Raw genomic sequence first — 13,312 nt, 5'->3', positions numbered from 1 at the left:
AAGAGGATTGGCTGATGTTGCCTTTTTTAATTCCTTGATTAAAGTGAGATAATTTTGGCGTAGAACAGGATTTTTCTCTAAATCTAAAGGCGAGACTTTTTTTAATTTTTCAATCATTAAATCAATGTAGTCGCCATCTAAAGATTTATTTTTTGCCAGAAAAGCCCGAGTAATGAGCACACACGCACTCAGACTTATATTTTTCAAAAGCGTTGATTTGAATTCCGATTTATCTTTTAGTTTTATTTGTTGGGACAAATTCCCCCTCATCTGTTGCAGTTGCTTAGTGTAAACTGGATTATTACCAACACTCGATTCATAACCTTGCAATATCGTGTCTAATTTTTGGCAATATTCTCTGGAGGGATTGGTAAAGATTAAATAGCTACTCAAGAGCTCACCCATGAGTTTTACAATTGTATTATTTTTATCCTTTCCAATCATTCCATTAAGAAAAGCCAGGAGGAATTGAAGTTCTTCTTCTGGTGTTTCAATTTGAGAGGAGTCGGCAATAACAGCATTAAACTCATCTCGGTTAGACTCATTTAAGACGCTTAGAAGTCGTTGTTCTACTAATTTACTAAACATAAATGTACTCTCTAAATTGAGCCCGCAAGGACAATTGTTGAACTTTACATTCTTTAATTATACATTCAGTTTATTAAGTTAACATTAATGGGGTATTTTTCTGATTTGAGGATAGTGCCGGACATTATTGTTACCTAACGCAAGGTAGTCATGCGTAGGCTTATAGGGAATACTTTTTATTATAAATTAATTACATTAAGGACTTATTAATTACCTAAAAACGAACTAGCGATTGAGGCGAAGTGCTTATGGACAAATTGGATGATGAGTAAAACGAAGATAAAATAAGGGGATGAAGCGTGTTAAATTCCCCCTATTAATCGGCTTCGCTTTACTGTTCACATTGATGTGCATACTGTCTGAATTGGTTGAGACATAAAAAGTATCTTGAGTTATTTATAAGCAGACCCGATTCAATATTTATAAAAACGGTCAAAGCGAACTCGCTTTTTGTTTTAAATGAGGCCTGCTTAGTGCATCAACACCAGAAACCTAAAAATCAAACAATCTGTTAATGGATATATTAATGGATTGCAACAGTGTCGTTTTAAAAGTGTCTTTTGTTGCCAATATTCCTGTTGTCAATAGGGTATCACCATTCATTATTGAGGTATTAGCAAATGATTGTTCATGTCGACTTACGCGACCTTCTAAGGCTGAAAAAGTATAGGATGCATCGATAAACCATGAAGGAGTAAGAAAATAGTTCATTCCAATTTGAGCACCGCCACCCCATGCCCACATAGTAGGCGAACCATAGTTTACCAAACCGGTTACATTTAGAGTTTCACCATTGACAATGGCATAACCTATAGAGTTGTAGTTTTGTGATTGCAAACTGATTAACGAAGGACCTGCACCTAAGTATATGCTTTTATTGTCAAACTTTTTACCAATTAAAGCGAATAAATTCATATCATGGTTAATTGTTGCTTCAACAGAATCAGCAATTGCATATCCAAACATCGGGCTCTTGGCACCGGATGAGCTTGTGAGCACGCCAGTTTGAGGAAGGTAAAGATCACGATTCGTTGCCACTGCTCCAAGATATTGATAAGTAAATTTAATCCCATAATAAACGCTATCATTATAGTTTCTTAAATATCCAGTTTGAACCTCTGGTGATAAGTTTTGGCTCCAGTTTTTAAACGGGGCGGCATTACCTTGGGCAATTCCCGTCGAATTGTACACGCCGTCAATATATAAGCTTGAAATCCCTAGACCCCATGAGTTCTGATGAATCCTTAGTGAGTTGTAATTTCCACCTACCCCAATAAAAAAACCTTGAGGATTAGGCGCTGATCCCATGCTACCTGCGAAAGCAGAGGTTGCAAAAATGGAGAGAGATAAAATCGTCTTAGATAATTTGGAACACATTTATAATCCTTTATAAAAATTGAAAAAGCTAGTGTATTCACTAATTGACTTTATTACAATCTAGAATTTTATTTAAATGAAAGTGCTTCACTTTGCAGATGCAACATGAGTTGGCATCGAGTTGCATCCTATGTAGACCTCATTAAGTATCTTTAAAAAACAATGAAGAAAGTGTACTCACACGATTTTTATAGACGAGTTTTGAAAGATCATAAGGAGATACCTCAATGAAGACTATTAAGCGAAGCGAAAAACGCTGTTGATAATATTGAATCAGCCATATTACGGATTAATACGGCTGAATTAAAACTCAATCAAAGTGTATTTCCAAATCACATTGGTTGTGGCGCAGAACTCTTTTCCTCAATTTGTGCCAGAATACCATGAAGCACTTCATCTTGTTCTATGATTGAAACATAATCAGGGTATTTATACCTTAACCCGTCAACATCACTTTTATTATTTAGAACATCGAGTAATAGTTTTGCAGCTAAAATTTGCTTATTGCAGTATTTCAGGTTTGATTTCATTTCCTCTTGTTCATTATTATACAATTGCTGCACAAAGAAACTGAATTTCGTAAGCATGCTGGTAGGTTCTGCCGAGAGGGCATCAAGTGCTTGCACCATGGCTTCCGACTTTTGACGTTTTTCCTGAATGTATTGTTTTAATTCCTGAATCAGGAAAAACCGGCTCGTAAAGTAGATGCATTGAGGGTGATCAGCCCAGATTCCAATTCCTTGATTGTAATAATCATGTTCCAAACCCATTAATTCAGCCCAGCTGTCACGTTCTTCCTGGGATGTAAAAGCAATAGCCAGCTCATGTCCGTCATTGGCTAGATAAACACCCTGATCGCCAATACCTTTGGAGTTTTTTATGACGATTTGATGATTTTCGGGATCAAACTTCGCCATGTAGTGGAAAGACTGCAGGCTCGATTGATAAAATTTATCAAGCAGTGTTGGATCATTGGGACAAGAAATACTGATGCTTGGTGTATTGTTCCATCTTCCTGTGCAAATCAATTGTGGGGCAATACTGGCAGTATAGATATTCTTAACAGATTCATTTACTTTGTTGATGTAAGTGCTAACCTGTTCTGGTTTTTTATCAACAGAGTCTGCAAAAATTCTATGGATTAGATCCGCAGGTAATTTGGATAAATTAGATTCTGACTGCAAGGAACCTTGTATTAACATCATTGCCAGATTGCTAGGATCAGAGTTCCAGTCTAATTCCAAGGGGAAATGATAATCCAGTCCGAAATCCTTGGGAATATGACCTGCAGATGCCATCACATTGTATATTTCCATGGTAAGGGTCATAGCCAACTCTCCATGTTTTCCATCACATAGATCTATCCATTGAGGTGTACGAGCGGGCAATCTTGATGCATACCGATCTAAAAATTTATAGATGTATCGTTCAAAAGATTGCTCAAATATATTAGGTAAAATATGATCTTGATCTTCTCCAGGGATGCGATAAAACCAGGTGCCATTTTCTTTGAAAAGACAAATTTCATGTCGCTCCAAATTTTTACTTGTTTTGTCAAGACAAACAATTAAATGACGCTCTAATCCCAATACATCGAGTACCATTCGGTTTATCTGGGCGGATTGAATTTGCCATCCTTGGGGTAATTCAAATGCGTTTTCATAAATTGAACGTTCTTTTTTCGGTGCACTGTTCACGGTTGATGATGGAAGCTGAACCTCAACTATATAAGTTGCAAGGTACGTATCCAAAGATACAGAACTGACTTCCTGACCACAGGTACCGGTACGTTCCATTTTTTTAGTAAATAAAACTTCCCTGGTTTTGGAATGTTCATTAATCTCTTTTTCAATAGCCTCATAAGGATTTTTATTAAATTCATCGATAGAAACATAAATATCAATAGGAGTGTCATTATACTGTACCATGTATTTGTAAACATCATTAGTTACCACGCGAATGGTGATCCAAACACTACTCATTCCTTCGACAGTAGAGGATGGTTTTATCGATTCATGTTTCATTATTGCCATGGTCAATACTCCTTAGAAAAAATTAAAATTACTGCTTCACGAGCAGCGGAATTTGTTTTAACAGGAGATAAAGCAAGACTTGATGGATTAAAACGAGTCGTTTTATCACTGAATTAAAATCTTAAGGAGTAAACAAACCTGAATTTATTTATTCCTGACCTTTATCTCAGCGACAAACCCGTTTATTCATTAAAACTAGAATAATCAGTTCTCCAGCAATCCTTAGGGGAGAAGATAAGTCGTTGTATTCCAAGTTTCGATTCAGGTTGAATCCAGAAGCTAACTCGAAATTGATTTAATTGTATCAAATATAATCCTTTTGAGCAATATTAAATTAAAAAAGGGCCTGTCTCCTTTATGTTAATGTCTTTTAGTTGATGTTTGTTGTGTTTAAAAAAATGGGTCAAATGACCCAACACTTACCGATAATTACTTAAGCTTTTCAACAACAAGGCAATTCTTTATCAATGTTTAACTAATCGTACAACATGAATGTGAAGTGATTCTTGCATCCTCTACATCAACTATATCGTCTCCCTCAACTAACATGTTTAATTCATTCTGTAACTCGTTTGGAAGATTCTCTGTAGGCAATCTATTGGCTTTCACAGCAAATAAAGATTGACTCAATAAAGAAGAGGAATAACTTGTGTTAAAACTCAAAAATTGGTTTTGGTTCCATTTATGAAATGTATTCCCAGTAGGTAAAGCAGGAGGAATAAAATCTTTATTAAGCTGCATGCAATATTCGAAAAATAGATTTAAAGTGTGGGGGAAGCAGGGGGTAATGTACAAGCACCCCTTAGCAGCTCGCTCAATGACGGGGATTGCTAATTTCAAAGCGTCCTCATCGGATAATTCCTTGAAATTTTTTAAAGCCCTGTTGTACCCCATAAACCAATAATTGCTTTCACGAACGTAATTATTATAAAGATTCTCCCCTATGTTTTCCGGAGCAATAGAGCCATATTTGGAAATTTGCAGAACTATTGCCATATTCAGGGTTCCTATCATGATTTGCTCTAAGCTGAGGCCTGTATATTTTCCAGGTTCTCTCAATAAAAAAATGGCTACACTTAAAACTTGATGATTAACTTGTTCACTGTAGTCACTTGTTTTTATATCACGTTGAAGTGCTTCAATGAATTTGGGGTAATATGCGTTTTCTAATTCATATAAGGTAATTAACGGCATTTTTTAAGTCTATTGAATAAAAATAGGGAAATAATCATATTGTTTTAAAAGCAGATGGTCAATTAATTGTTCTTTTTGATTTTTTGGTGACTAACGCGATTATCACGCTGAAAGCACCAGTTAGCCACCGTAGGTGGCCAGATGGTTTGTGTTGCACGAATTCCCTGTTCAGCAAGTGAGGTAAATAGAAACTAGAAAGATGATGTAGATAAAGACAGCCTGAATTTTAATCCTTGATTGGATAAATTAATATTTTTTATAAGTTGCCATTCGTGCCTTAAATTTCCGGGAATAACCTGATTTTGTATTAAAAATACACCAACAGATCGATTTGTGTTTAATTGGCTATAATTAAATACACAATCTTCATTGGAACGATTATTATGAGGCGATTAAGTTTTCTTACCGGGAATTACAGTTCGGGTGCTCACCATCATAAACAGGGCTTTTCCTCAACAGTATTAAATTTTATTAAAACTAAAAACAGTTCTGTTTTAGATGATTTTAGAAAAATCTATAAAATAAATTCTGAAACAAGTACATTCCAGAGTTTTGCTCTCCATTTGGAAAAAAATAATAAAGGGCGTTTCTCGCTTTTTAGAGGTATGAGTATTGCTGAGGTAACTGATATTTTAAGAAAAGAAAAGTTTGTATGTCCGCACTCAGGCAAAAAAGAACATCACTATAACATCCCCGAACACGTAATTCGTAATAACTCTTCTATTTTTGCTTCATTTACTCCTTCATTAGTAACGGGGGGGACTTATGCGAGCAGCAGTACCGTAGTCCCTAGCACAGGGGCGATAACTGAAACCAATTTGCCTCCTTTCTTTATTAATCCTAAAGAACTGGTAGCAACTCATGAAGAACTGTACAGACGATATAGCAAACGTTTTGAACTTGAAGAAAAGGAGCACGCAGGAGAATTTCAAGGCTTGACTAACGTCATGGATACTGCAGCAACAAATTCGGAAATTACGATGATTCGAAATTTTGGTAAAACCTATGTCGGTTTACAAATGCAAGATGTGAGAGCGGTTCATGTATTAACCGTTCCTGGTGAAGTATTGTGTAAATGGACCTCGATAAATAATCCTTTATATGAAGTAACGATTGAAAATCCTGGATACAAACAAAGAGTATGTTCGATTAAAGTCGGTTTTGCTGAGCATGATACTTATCTTAAAGAAGAATATGAACAAGTGAACAAAAGAAATCAACTCATGGGGCTTACTCCCGAAGGATCTCGAGTCATTACGATGCATGAGGCAAAATACTTAGCAAAATCGGGTTTGTTGGAAATGCTAAACAGCATGTATGAAATTGATGGCGAAACACACGTATTTTCTCATGTTCCAAGTGACATTCGAATTAATGATGTGGAGTCTCTTTGTAAACATATAACGGAAACAATTGAATCGTTACCCAATGTGAAGAAAAAAGGTCCTAAAATAGAAGAAATTACTGATGAACAATCGAAAGAAGGACCTACTCTTAAGTAAATTTAAGTCTTTAGGAGCCTAGCCGTCCTAAATGGTTCACCACTGTAGTCTGAAGTGTGCCCGGCAATAAAATATTCCCATTATTAGGGTCAAAGGTTGGTGCTGTATTCTGAGTAATAGTAATCTGGGTTGAATAATATCTACTATCCACTATAACGGGATAGAGTGGTGTTTCATACACAGTCCCTAAGCCATTTGAATTGGCAATTGGGGTAAGAGTAATGCTCGTTATCGGCGCTTGGCAAGTTTGCCCTGTGCCAGCCCGTATGGATGTTGCTGCCTGATAGGCAAGTGTCGTCGTATAACAGGGTAATGCGCCACCATTTAAGAACGCGACATTCACCGCTGTTTCAGTAGCGCCGCCTGAACCACCAACACTATTGGCCAGCAAATTTGCAATATCAATTTGTTGGATTGGGGCATTTGCCGCCTGCAAATTTGTCGAAAAAATCTGCATTAGCAAACTTAAAGCGGATATCAATACTTTTTTCATAATCCGTCTCCGATAATGCCTGGTGATGGGACTTTTTGGGGAATACCAAAGCAATTATTAAGATTAAATGAATTTGTTTGATCCAAATTAGTAAAATTAATGGTACTACTAGAAGGGCTATTAAATGTTCCATTAATAACCACCAAATTCCGTCCTACCTGTAATTGATCCTGCATAACATAATTGCCATTCAGGCTGTATGAGGTAATCGTGCTTGTTGAGTCAGCCAGAGAACTACCCAATAAAATGTATTGAAAAGGATTTTGAGTATCAATATAACAAACTACATTATAGTTCACTCCGGGTATCAGCCCGTTGAGGGAGAGGGTCAAACTTGTTGCGGGAGCAACATTGCCTCCACCACTCAATGTAACAATAGAACTAATTGGCGCAGCTATTAGTGTTGCAGTGAGCATAGTACCTAAAGTAATCAAAAAAAACCGTCTATCCATGGAACTCCCTCCTTAAAAGCAATTACCTAAACTTCGCAAGTAATAGGTACTAATTAACACAATTACTTACATACTGGCAATTCATTTGTTTCAGTTATAATCCAGTTTTTAAATGACACTTGATATATCAATCTTCCCGTAGGCTGTACTTACTTTAAACATGACTCCAGGTGTTATGGATTAGAGCCCCACATATGCATGTTTCGTTCCTTGGATGTGATTGACACCCGATGGAACCTGCAATTAAACTTGATTTTCGTTAGAAATAGAGCCACAAGAAAGATTATGAGTATAAAACACGGTGAGATTTCCGTAAAAAAAATTTCTGCTGCAGCAGATGTTCAAATTTGCCTTACTATCCGATATCAAGTATTTGTCGAAGGGCAGAAAATCCCCGTTAATGAAGAAGTCGACGGACTGGATTCTAGTAGCGATCATTATCTTTTGCTTTTCAATCAGTTGCCTGTGGGCACTGCACGTGTGCGTTACATAGACGATTTTGCTAAAATTGAGCGCGTGGCTATTTTGGAGACCCACCAAAAAAAAGGACTGGGTCATCTGCTGATGAACTTTATAATAGAGGACCTGCGCCAAAATCATCAGGTTAAGAAAGCAAAGCTTGGAGCTCAAGTCTATGCCATTCCATTTTATGAAAAATTGGGCTTTGTGGTTTGTAGTAATGAATACCAAGATGCTGGCATTCCTCACAAAGACATGCAACTTGGTTTTAAATAAAAGCGATTAAAACTTTTTCAAATCGATTAAGGGCTCTTTGGATTAGGGTTATTGAACATAGAAAAATGATTACCATTTAAAGAAATGGATCACTAAAAATATGTTTAGAAGGAACGCCTGTTAGAAAGATACTGGTTTTAAGCTTATTGGTTGTTTCTTTAGGACCGCAAACATATACTCTAGTATTATGAGCATTATTAATGTGTGTTAAGGCTCTGCCCTCAATCAATCCCTCAGGATAACGTCCTTGGCTTTGTACGACACAAGGGTCATAAATGAAAGAATTAAATGCTATTGATAAAGTTTCCAACTCATCTTGGTAATAAATGTCCTCATCAGTAAGACCCCCATGGACTAAAGTGATGCGTCCTTGATGGTTTTGACTGAGCGCGCTTTTGGTAATGGCAATAAGCGGTGCTAGTCCTGTTCCAGTTCCTGCCAATAACATATCGAATACTAAATGGTCGGGATTATGGTAAAAACAACGGCCAAAAGGTCCTCTAAGTTTAACTTCTGTATGCTTTGTTGCCTTATTCACAAGCCATTGTCCCATTTCTCCACCTGGATAGATTTTAATCTGTAACTCAATAAATCCTTCTTGTATGGGGATGTTGGCGATTGAATAGCTACGCATAGTGCCTTCGGGATTAATCAAATTAAGATATTGTCCGGGTATCCAATAGTTTAAATCATCCACCCCAAGTTTAACCTGCATCACATTGTAGTTAAGTGGTTTAAGTTCAATTAATCGCGCAGTTACCTCGCATTCAGCATTCTCAGGCGCAACGATCTGAAGTGCGGTTTCTGGCTGAGCCAGACAGGCGAGAAAATAACCTTGCGATTTAAGCGTTTCCGGTAATCCTTCTTGCCAAGATGGATGTACCACACCGTCTTTAGCTTTAATCAGGCAGGACTGGCAAATACCCGCCTGACATGAGTTAGGATAATCCACACCATGTCGCAGAAGACATTGTAATACATTTTCCTTAGGTTCTAAGGTATAAGATTGATTGTTAAAGTCTATAATACTCATGGGCGCCCCAATACTTCATTGCGAACACTATTGGCAATGGCTGCCACTTGTTCAATATCTTTTTCTGCTGCGCCTAATTCCTTGAGGGTTGCACCCAAATGTTCAATAACAATATCCACGTGTGTATCATTTAATCCACGTTTGATTAAATGTGCATGTCCTTCGCGCATGCTTTTCCCGCTGTAGTGATTGGGGCCTCCAAACACCATGGTTAAAAATCCTTTTTGTTTTAAGATTTGTTGTTCCATATCAATGTCATCAAAAAAATGACTCACACGCTCATCCCGTAACATTTTACGATAGAAAATATCAACAGCAGTATTTACTGCGTTTTGGCCTCCCAAACGCTCAAATAACGACTCAGTCATGGTATACTCCTTAAAGATGTATTGCAAATACATCTTATAAAAAGAAATAATCAGAGTCAACTAACAATTAGGAATTAATGATGCAACTGACGCAATTTACGGATTACTCATTACGAGCCTTAATTTATATCGCTCTTAGAAAAGATTCGTGCACGATTAAAGACATTACAGAGGCCTATGGCATTTCGAACAATCATCTGATTAAAATCATTCACAATTTAGCCAAACTTGGATTGATTAAAACCATTCGCGGTAAGAATGGTGGCATTTTACTGGCTGCCCAGCCTGAGGCGATTAATTTAGGTCAACTCGTTTTTCAATTAGAGCCCCATTTTGATTTGGTCCCTTGTTTTAATAAAGAAAAAGCCAACTGTTGTATCGCTCCTGCATGTAAATTAAAGGGAATCTTGCATGAAGCACAAGCTGCGTTCATGAAGATTTTAGAACGTTATACTTTGGCTGATGTTTTGCACAACCCCAGTGAACTGTCTGCTTTCTTGAATATTAAATAAATTATTATATGATTTTTTGTGCGAGCAAAAGAGCAAACAAACCGCATAATGGCCTTCCCAGTTCATCTTGTTTATGCAAATGACCTACCGATTCTTTGTATTCAAGTATTGACCAGCCACTGTCTTGATATACATGATAGAGTGCCTCTTTTTGCGGCAAAAAGGTGAAAAACTCTGGCATTGAATAAAGTTCTGAGTGAACAGGGAATACTAAAAAATGATACCCTTTCTTCTTCGTGGTTTTTTGGAGTTCGTTGAGTAATTCAGGGATGCGCTGGGTATTTAAAAATTGCAGAGTGACTGTGGAGAGTACTAAATCATAATGTTCTGGTTCAAGATTCATCGGTAGATTTAAATCATGGAGTCGCGTATTGACTCCGGACAATGCTTCTTTATGGGCGATATCCTTAAGGCTTTCCAAAGCTGAGGGACTATAATCAATCCCAGTGACCCTATGTCCCAGATTTGCTAAGTACAATAAATTTCTTCCTGAGCCACAGCCTACATCAAGAATTGATGCGGCGTGCAAATGACGTAAATAAGTTTGATAGACATACACTAAATCACTGTGTGCTGCTGCTAAACTGTATTTTTTATTGAAATATCGTTGGGGCATACAATAAAACTCAAGATTTGCCTTAAAAGGTTCGCTGACAGGGATAATTTTATGCCATGCAGCAGGGGGGATGAGTAACTGGGGATGTTCTTTATTGATTCGAGTGCGTGAAAGTTCTTGTCCCTGGCCGTTTAAGAATAAAAAATCAATTGCCCCTTCGTGTAGGGTGAGCTGACCCCAGGTTCCTTCCTTAGTGCTGTGTTTTTCTAAGAAAAATTTCAACTTTCCATGGCTATCAATTTCGATTTGTTTGTAACACATTAAGTCGCTGTATTCTGCTCTCATGATGCACCTCATATTTTTTCTTTTCCAGAAGTCTCTTATGGGTTGCTACTCTTAGTATCTGTAAGCTCTGAATTTAGCTTGGTCAAAAGAGTACGCTCGTTGGCCAATTTATCCGCTAACTGATGGTTTACATCTCGATGCGCTTCTTCATCGAAACGTACGGCTAATAGCACATCACGTAATCGCGCATCAGCAGCTAATTTCCAGTACTTTTTAGCAATATCAGGAGCGGGGCAATTTTCAATGCGACCTTCATCTAATTCTTGCAAATAATGGGTATAGCTCACAACAGCCTCTTCTTCAAGATAACCCACGAAGCGATGGGCTGTTTTTGAAGAAACAATATACATCAACAAATATAAAACGACGAAAATAGCTTGTGCTATGAAAATAATAACTCGTTCAAACCAATTAGGTTTGGCTATATACATAAACGTAATCAAATGCATTCGCTCATTTTCTGCTTCATCCAACAACGTTTTAATCCACCCTTCATCATTTTTGATTTTTCTTAAGCAGCGCAAATGCAGCAATGCAGCGCCAACCATGCCCGGTACCGCGGCAACTGTTTCAAGGACTATTGCTCGATTGCCATATCGTTTTTGAAAAAAAGTATCAGCAAAAAATCGGAAAAATTTCACAAGTCCAAAGGCAACTTTATCACTGAAGGTTTTCGCAGGTTTATGAGTTGCTGGCATGATGGGCTCCTTTGATTAGGTTGTTCATGATGATTATAATAAAGATGTATTTAAAATACAACTTTATAAGAAAGCTCCCTTTGTTTCAAGACTTATGCACTTCGCTTGACTGAGACATCTTTGATGTGCTGCTTTAAAATTTCAATGAGTTACCCGCGTTGACGTGATTTTTTTCACTGAGAGCAAATGACTTTACTGGAAAAATTGGTTAATCCATAGCTTCAAGATCAGTGATATAATTTCACGATGATTTTTTATTTATCTTGGACATTTTGAATGAGTAACGTTAGGACAAATAAGGCTCGCTTTTGTTTTAAACCAGTGGATAAATCACAACATGGGCTTGTTCTAAATTGGATTCATCAACCACATATTAATCAATGGCTTCATGGAGAGGGGTTAAACAATACCATCAAAGATATTGATCAATTCTTAAATCATGGTGAACCCTGGGCTACTCATTGGATAGCCTATGATAAAGAAATTCCCTTTGCTTATTTAATTACGTCTGAAGTGGAGCAATCGGAAGAATATCCTGATGGTGCAATGACACTCGATTTATTCATTTGCAGATTGGATTATATCGGTAAGGGATTGTCAGTGCAGATGATTCATGAATTTATTTTGAGCCAGCTTTCTGATGCGAAAATAGTCCTTATTGATCCGGAAATCTCTAATGAGCGAGCGGTGCATGTCTATAAAAAAGCTGGTTTTGAAATCATTGGGGAATTTATAGCATCATGGCATCCAGTACCACACTATAAAATGCAGTTGAGTATTGAAGTGCTAAAGAACAAATTAAACATTTAGATCAATTATGCTACACTAAATATACAGTACTGGCGTTATCGTTAATAGGGCGGTTGTAGTTCTGAACGATACAGAAATGCTTCTGGAAATCTAAATATTATGGAGAGCATAATGAAAAAAAAGGGATTTTTTATATCTATACTTTTGTCCACCTTAATTGCAACATCCTCATTTGCTCATTCTGCAGAAAGCGCGATGGATAGTAAATTAAATACAGTTATTACTCCTAAAATTTTTGAAATGGCAAAAAAGAATGAAAACTGGAAGTTAGCACTTGTAACAGGTAAGGATGCTCAAGTTGTTTTTATGAATATCACACCTAAAACAAACCCCAAAAATGAGATTGGGATGGAAACCCATAAATTTGATCAGGTCATCTTTGTTGTAGAAGGTCGGGCTAAATCTGTGCTCAATGGCAAAAATTCAACAGTTACAGCAGGGGATATGATCTTTATCCCTCAAGGGATACCTCATAATTTTATTAATCTTAATGCAAACAAACCATTCAAAATCATTAGCGTTTATTCCGCTACCGATATTCCTGAACATGCAACCTATAAATACAAATCAGATATGCCAGGAGAATAACTTACTGGCATATTAAGCAAGACATTTT

Annotated in this window: 15 protein-coding genes and 1 pseudogene; 6 read left to right on the top strand and 10 right to left on the bottom strand. The window is 37.1% G+C overall.

The features are described 5' to 3' along the window. The 3 genes and pseudogenes from OQJ26_RS03815 to OQJ26_RS03805 all read right to left on the bottom strand — a co-directional run. Positions 1–588, bottom strand: a pseudogene (locus OQJ26_RS03815) (ankyrin repeat domain-containing protein); the annotation flags it as partial. A gap of 492 nt (positions 589–1,080) precedes the next feature. Next, on the bottom strand, positions 1,081–1,965 hold the full coding sequence (locus OQJ26_RS03810) for an outer membrane protein (protein WP_265702620.1): 885 nt from the start codon (positions 1,963–1,965) through the stop codon (positions 1,081–1,083). Between the two features lie 332 nt (positions 1,966–2,297). After that, positions 2,298–3,998, bottom strand: coding sequence for a hypothetical protein (locus OQJ26_RS03805; protein WP_265702619.1), 1,701 nt, complete (start codon positions 3,996–3,998; stop codon positions 2,298–2,300). Here OQJ26_RS03805 and OQJ26_RS03800 point away from each other — a divergent pair. Continuing rightward, positions 3,981–4,115: a hypothetical protein gene (locus tag OQJ26_RS03800; RefSeq protein WP_265702618.1), complete on the top strand. Its 135-nt coding sequence runs from the start codon at positions 3,981–3,983 to the stop codon at positions 4,113–4,115. The genes OQJ26_RS03805 and OQJ26_RS03800 overlap by 18 nt on opposite strands. 354 nt (positions 4,116–4,469) lie before the next feature. Here OQJ26_RS03800 and OQJ26_RS03795 read toward each other — a convergent pair whose 3' ends face one another. Beyond that, entirely contained in the window at positions 4,470–5,192 is a 723-nt protein-coding gene (locus OQJ26_RS03795) for a hypothetical protein (protein ID WP_265702617.1), read from the bottom strand. Positions 5,193–5,575: 383 nt separating this feature from the next. Between OQJ26_RS03795 and OQJ26_RS03790 the strand changes: the two genes are divergently transcribed. Continuing rightward, the gene (locus OQJ26_RS03790) at positions 5,576–6,694 is read left to right on the top strand and encodes a hypothetical protein (RefSeq protein WP_265702616.1); all 1,119 of its coding nucleotides are present in this window, start codon (positions 5,576–5,578) and stop codon (positions 6,692–6,694) included. A gap of 10 nt (positions 6,695–6,704) precedes the next feature. On the opposite strand, the gene OQJ26_RS03785 is transcribed toward OQJ26_RS03790, so the two are convergent. Together OQJ26_RS03785 and OQJ26_RS03780 are read right to left on the bottom strand one after the other, a co-directional pair. Next, on the bottom strand, positions 6,705–7,187 hold the full coding sequence (locus OQJ26_RS03785; RefSeq protein ID WP_265702615.1) for a hypothetical protein: 483 nt from the start codon (positions 7,185–7,187) through the stop codon (positions 6,705–6,707). Beyond that, the gene (locus tag OQJ26_RS03780; RefSeq protein ID WP_265702613.1) at positions 7,184–7,639 is read right to left on the bottom strand and encodes a hypothetical protein; all 456 of its coding nucleotides are present in this window, start codon (positions 7,637–7,639) and stop codon (positions 7,184–7,186) included. Before OQJ26_RS03780 ends, OQJ26_RS03785 begins: the two co-directional genes overlap by 4 nt. Before the next feature lie 285 nt (positions 7,640–7,924). Here OQJ26_RS03780 and OQJ26_RS03775 point away from each other — a divergent pair, with 285 nt between their 5' ends. Continuing rightward, on the top strand, positions 7,925–8,374 hold the full coding sequence (locus tag OQJ26_RS03775) for a GNAT family N-acetyltransferase (protein ID WP_265702612.1): 450 nt from the start codon (positions 7,925–7,927) through the stop codon (positions 8,372–8,374). A 76-nt stretch (positions 8,375–8,450) separates the two neighbouring features. On the opposite strand, the gene OQJ26_RS03770 is transcribed toward OQJ26_RS03775, so the two are convergent. Together OQJ26_RS03770 and OQJ26_RS03765 are read right to left on the bottom strand one after the other, a co-directional pair. Next, on the bottom strand, positions 8,451–9,407 hold the full coding sequence (locus OQJ26_RS03770) for an FAD-binding oxidoreductase (RefSeq protein ID WP_265702610.1): 957 nt from the start codon (positions 9,405–9,407) through the stop codon (positions 8,451–8,453). Further along, a complete protein-coding gene (locus tag OQJ26_RS03765; protein ID WP_265702609.1) occupies positions 9,404–9,775 on the bottom strand; it encodes a group I truncated hemoglobin in 372 nt (123 codons plus the stop codon). Before OQJ26_RS03765 ends, OQJ26_RS03770 begins: the two co-directional genes overlap by 4 nt. A gap of 80 nt (positions 9,776–9,855) precedes the next feature. Here OQJ26_RS03765 and OQJ26_RS03760 point away from each other — a divergent pair, with 80 nt between their 5' ends. Next, positions 9,856–10,287, top strand: a complete 432-nt coding sequence (locus OQJ26_RS03760; RefSeq protein WP_265702637.1) for an Rrf2 family transcriptional regulator — start codon at positions 9,856–9,858, stop codon at positions 10,285–10,287. Positions 10,288–10,291: 4 nt separating this feature from the next. On the opposite strand, the gene tehB is transcribed toward OQJ26_RS03760, so the two are convergent. Together tehB and OQJ26_RS03750 are read right to left on the bottom strand one after the other, a co-directional pair. After that, positions 10,292–11,188 (bottom strand): SAM-dependent methyltransferase TehB, encoded by an 897-nt coding sequence (gene tehB / locus OQJ26_RS03755; RefSeq protein ID WP_265702608.1) that lies wholly within the window; start codon positions 11,186–11,188, stop codon positions 10,292–10,294. Positions 11,189–11,223: 35 nt separating this feature from the next. Then, positions 11,224–11,886 carry an alternative oxidase gene (locus tag OQJ26_RS03750; protein WP_265702607.1) on the bottom strand — a complete coding sequence of 221 codons (663 nt, stop codon included), beginning with the start codon at positions 11,884–11,886 and terminating at the stop codon, positions 11,224–11,226. Between the two features lie 276 nt (positions 11,887–12,162). Here OQJ26_RS03750 and OQJ26_RS03745 point away from each other — a divergent pair, with 276 nt between their 5' ends. Beyond that, positions 12,163–12,696 (top strand): GNAT family N-acetyltransferase, encoded by a 534-nt coding sequence (locus tag OQJ26_RS03745; RefSeq protein WP_265702606.1) that lies wholly within the window; start codon positions 12,163–12,165, stop codon positions 12,694–12,696. 111 nt (positions 12,697–12,807) lie between these two features. Then, positions 12,808–13,284 (top strand): cupin domain-containing protein, encoded by a 477-nt coding sequence (locus OQJ26_RS03740; protein ID WP_265702605.1) that lies wholly within the window; start codon positions 12,808–12,810, stop codon positions 13,282–13,284. Positions 13,285–13,312 lie beyond the last annotated feature (28 nt).

Source organism: Legionella sheltonii (genome assembly GCF_026191355.1).
Classification (GTDB): Bacteria; Pseudomonadota; Gammaproteobacteria; order Legionellales; family Legionellaceae; genus Legionella; species Legionella sheltonii.
The sequence above is the reverse complement of the archived record's forward strand: the minus strand, read 5'-3'. Positions and strand labels throughout refer to the sequence as shown.

Coding starts and splice junctions, on each gene's coding strand:
- OQJ26_RS03760 (WP_265702637.1), top strand. CDS start 9,856: ATGCAACTGACGCAATTTACGGATTACTCATTACGAGCCTTAATTTAT.
- OQJ26_RS03785 (WP_265702615.1), bottom strand. CDS start 7,187: ATGAAAAAAGTATTGATATCCGCTTTAAGTTTGCTAATGCAGATTTTT.
- OQJ26_RS03780 (WP_265702613.1), bottom strand. CDS start 7,639: ATGGATAGACGGTTTTTTTTGATTACTTTAGGTACTATGCTCACTGCA.
- OQJ26_RS03770 (WP_265702610.1), bottom strand. CDS start 9,407: ATGAGTATTATAGACTTTAACAATCAATCTTATACCTTAGAACCTAAG.
- OQJ26_RS03810 (WP_265702620.1), bottom strand. CDS start 1,965: ATGTGTTCCAAATTATCTAAGACGATTTTATCTCTCTCCATTTTTGCA.
- OQJ26_RS03800 (WP_265702618.1), top strand. CDS start 3,981: ATGTTTCATTATTGCCATGGTCAATACTCCTTAGAAAAAATTAAAATT.
- OQJ26_RS03745 (WP_265702606.1), top strand. CDS start 12,163: ATGAGTAACGTTAGGACAAATAAGGCTCGCTTTTGTTTTAAACCAGTG.
- OQJ26_RS03740 (WP_265702605.1), top strand. CDS start 12,808: ATGAAAAAAAAGGGATTTTTTATATCTATACTTTTGTCCACCTTAATT.
- OQJ26_RS03790 (WP_265702616.1), top strand. CDS start 5,576: ATGAGGCGATTAAGTTTTCTTACCGGGAATTACAGTTCGGGTGCTCAC.
- tehB (WP_265702608.1), bottom strand. CDS start 11,188: ATGAGAGCAGAATACAGCGACTTAATGTGTTACAAACAAATCGAAATT.
- OQJ26_RS03775 (WP_265702612.1), top strand. CDS start 7,925: ATGAGTATAAAACACGGTGAGATTTCCGTAAAAAAAATTTCTGCTGCA.
- OQJ26_RS03750 (WP_265702607.1), bottom strand. CDS start 11,886: ATGCCAGCAACTCATAAACCTGCGAAAACCTTCAGTGATAAAGTTGCC.
- OQJ26_RS03765 (WP_265702609.1), bottom strand. CDS start 9,775: ATGACTGAGTCGTTATTTGAGCGTTTGGGAGGCCAAAACGCAGTAAAT.
- OQJ26_RS03795 (WP_265702617.1), bottom strand. CDS start 5,192: ATGCCGTTAATTACCTTATATGAATTAGAAAACGCATATTACCCCAAA.
- OQJ26_RS03805 (WP_265702619.1), bottom strand. CDS start 3,998: ATGGCAATAATGAAACATGAATCGATAAAACCATCCTCTACTGTCGAA.